Source organism: Paracoccus versutus (genome assembly GCF_000763885.1).
Classification (GTDB): Bacteria; Pseudomonadota; Alphaproteobacteria; order Rhodobacterales; family Rhodobacteraceae; genus Paracoccus; species Paracoccus versutus.
This window is the reverse complement of the sequence record NZ_JRKO01000141.1, coordinates 1-2,430: the sequence shown is the minus strand read 5'-3', so window position 1 is coordinate 2,430 and position 2,430 is coordinate 1. Positions and strand designations below refer to the sequence as shown.

At 72.5% G+C, this 2,430-nt stretch carries 3 protein-coding genes and 1 pseudogene; 2 read left to right on the top strand and 2 right to left on the bottom strand.

All coding sequences use genetic code 11. The annotated features are described in order from the left end of the window. Together IT40_RS26240 and IT40_RS26235 are read right to left on the bottom strand one after the other, a co-directional pair. Positions 1-216 (bottom strand): annotated as a pseudogene (locus tag IT40_RS26240) (glutamine cyclotransferase); the annotation flags it as partial. 9 nt (positions 217-225) lie between these two features. Beyond that, positions 226-1,452, bottom strand: coding sequence for a helix-turn-helix domain-containing protein (locus IT40_RS26235; RefSeq protein ID WP_243700187.1), 1,227 nt, complete (start codon positions 1,450-1,452; stop codon positions 226-228). 64 nt (positions 1,453-1,516) lie between these two features. On the opposite strand from IT40_RS26235, the gene IT40_RS26230 reads away from it, so the two are divergent. Together IT40_RS26230 and IT40_RS26225 are read left to right on the top strand one after the other, a co-directional pair. Continuing rightward, the gene (locus IT40_RS26230; RefSeq protein ID WP_116171144.1) at positions 1,517-1,756 is read left to right on the top strand and encodes a hypothetical protein; all 240 of its coding nucleotides are present in this window, start codon (positions 1,517-1,519) and stop codon (positions 1,754-1,756) included. Then, on the top strand, positions 1,753-2,430 hold a 678-nt coding region (locus IT40_RS26225; RefSeq protein WP_036761423.1), incomplete at its 3' end, for a DUF899 domain-containing protein. The genes IT40_RS26230 and IT40_RS26225, both read left to right, overlap by 4 nt.

The following is a 2,430-nucleotide window of genomic DNA, read 5'->3' as shown; positions in this document are numbered from 1 at the left end:
CCCGGCGATCTGGAACAGATGCGTGCCGTCGAAGGCCGTGCCGGCATCGGCGGGGATCTCCAGCGCCCCCACCAGCTCGCCGCTGTCGGGGTCCAGCGCGTTCAGCCGCTCGCCGCTGGCGAACCAGACCTGCCTTCCGTCGAAACTGACGCCATGCACCTCCTCGATCCCCGGAAAGGGACCGTATTCGCGGATGATTTCGGCCATGCGTTTCATGGGCCCATCCTAGCGCATCGGCAGCGGCGCCGGGAGTAACAAGCCTGTCGGGAAACCCGGCACGCTCCGCACGATCCAGCGCCGGGCGCGGCCATGGCCGAACCACTCAACCCTGCCCGCTTCGTCCAGCACCGCCAGCGCGCGCTGCACGCTGCGCGGGCTGACAGCCAGCGCCAGGGCCAGCGCCGAGCTCGACCAGGCCTCGCCATCGGCCAGCAGGGCCAGCAGCCCGGCATGGTCACCCTCGACCGGCGGGGCCAGCACGGCGATCCGGCGCGCGCCGCGAGGCTCCAGCACGAAGCCCCGGCCGGTCGCCCTGATCCCGGCCAGCGGGGTGAGCTGCCCACGCAGCCGCCCGATCTCCACCCGCAGCCTGGCGCGATGCGACTCGTCGGCCTGGCGGGCGCGAAAGGCACGCGCGAGCAGGGTTTCGCGCGGCACGTCGCCGGGCCAGGCCTCGGCCAGCGCGCGCAGCAGCGCCATCAGCACCGGCCGCCCGGCCAGCGGCACCACCGTCGCCCCGCCGCGCAGCAGGTTGCGGCAGGCATCGACCAGCAGCAGGTCCGAGCCGAGCAGCGCCTCGACCCCGGCCAGGTCCAGCAGCACCTCGCGCCCGCTTTCGATCAGCCGCGCGGCCGGGGCGTCGAAGGCGGCGCGCGCCTGTGCGACCTCGGCGGCCAGCGCGGCGATGCCCGTCTGATGCGCGGCACGGGCGGCCCGGTCCAGCGCGGCCCGCGCATCGCCGGCCCGGATGCGGCGCATGGCGATGCCGGCGGCGACCAGCCAGCAGCCGGGACGCGAGGCCGGGGGCAGCGCGGCGGTATCCAGCGTCCCCAGCACCGCCTCGGCCTGATCGAGACGCCCGGTCAGCAGCAGCAGCCGGGCCTGCAGCGCGGCGGCATGGGCGGCGTTCGCCCGGTCGTCCTGCGCCGCAAGCGTGCTCCGCACCGTGCCAAGCGCCTGGTCCAGGCCGCCAAGGTCGCGCGTCACCAGCGCGATCTCCGCTACCGCCAGCCGGCAGCGGGCGCGGGCCACGGGATCGGCTCTGAGTCCCCGCGCGGCGCGGCGCAGCAGGTCCCTCGCCCGGTCCAGATCCCCCAACTGCGCCATGGCGATGCCGCGCAGCGCCAGCGCCGGCGGGTCGTCGCGCAGGGCGACCCGCTTCAGCGCCGTCAGCGCATCCCCCGCCGCCAGCGCCTGCGACGCCGCCGCAATCCCGTCATGCTTGTTACTCACGCCCGGATGCCGCCCCGTCCTAGACTGCTTCATGTCCCGCAAAGCATCGGACGGGAGGCCCCGAATGACAACGCCCACGGAAAAGCCCGGCGCGGCCGGCTGGCTGGCCCTTGCGGCGGCGCCCTGCTTCGCCGTCATGGCTTGGATCACGGCGGCCTCGCCCGCGCTCTGCCTGTCCGGGCCCGGTCCGCTGCCGCTGGACGGCATGACCACGATGTATCTGCTGATGGCCCTGTTCCACCTGCCGCCCTGGTTGCGGCTGGTGTCGGACCGCCGTCCCATCCCGAAAGGAGACCGACCATGACCCAAGCCATCGTTTCCCGCGATGAGTGGCTGGACGCCCGCAAGGCGCTGCTGGCCCGCGAACGCGACATGACCCACCAGTTCGACGCGCTGCGGGCCGAGCGGCGGCGGATGCCCTGGGTGCGCATCGACAAGCCCTATCGCTTCGACGGGCCCGACGGCGAGGTGACGCTGGCCGACCTGTTCGGAACCCGCAGCCAGCTTGCGGTCTATCACTTCATGCTGACGCCGGGATCGGAGCATATCTGCTCGGGCTGCTCTTTCGTCGCCGATCATGTCGATGCCGCCCGGCAGCATTTCGAGCAGGCCGACCTGGCCTTCGCCGCCGTCTCGCGCGCGCCGGTCCCGCAGATCGAGGCGGTCCGGCGGCGCATGGGCTGGCGCTTTCCCTGGCTGTCGTCGGGAGACGGCGATTTCAACTACGATTTCGGCGTGTCCTTCACCGCCGAGGACCGCGCCGCCGGCCGGGCGATCTACAACTACGGCACGGTGATCAGGAACAGCCCGGACATGTTCGGGGTCAGCATCTTCGTGCGGCAGGACGGCGTCCTCTTCCACAGCTATTCCACCTATCACCGCGGCGTGGAACTGCTGATGGGCGCGTTCAACTGGCTGGACCTGACCCCCAAGGGCCGCAACGAAAACGGCGCCATGAGCTGGCTCAGGCTGCATGAC

Bases quoted from the DNA above. Each gene is read 5' to 3' on its own strand.
- IT40_RS26230 (WP_116171144.1), top strand. From the start codon at position 1,517: ATGACAACGCCCACGGAAAAGCCCGGCGCGGCCGGCTGGCTGGCCCTT.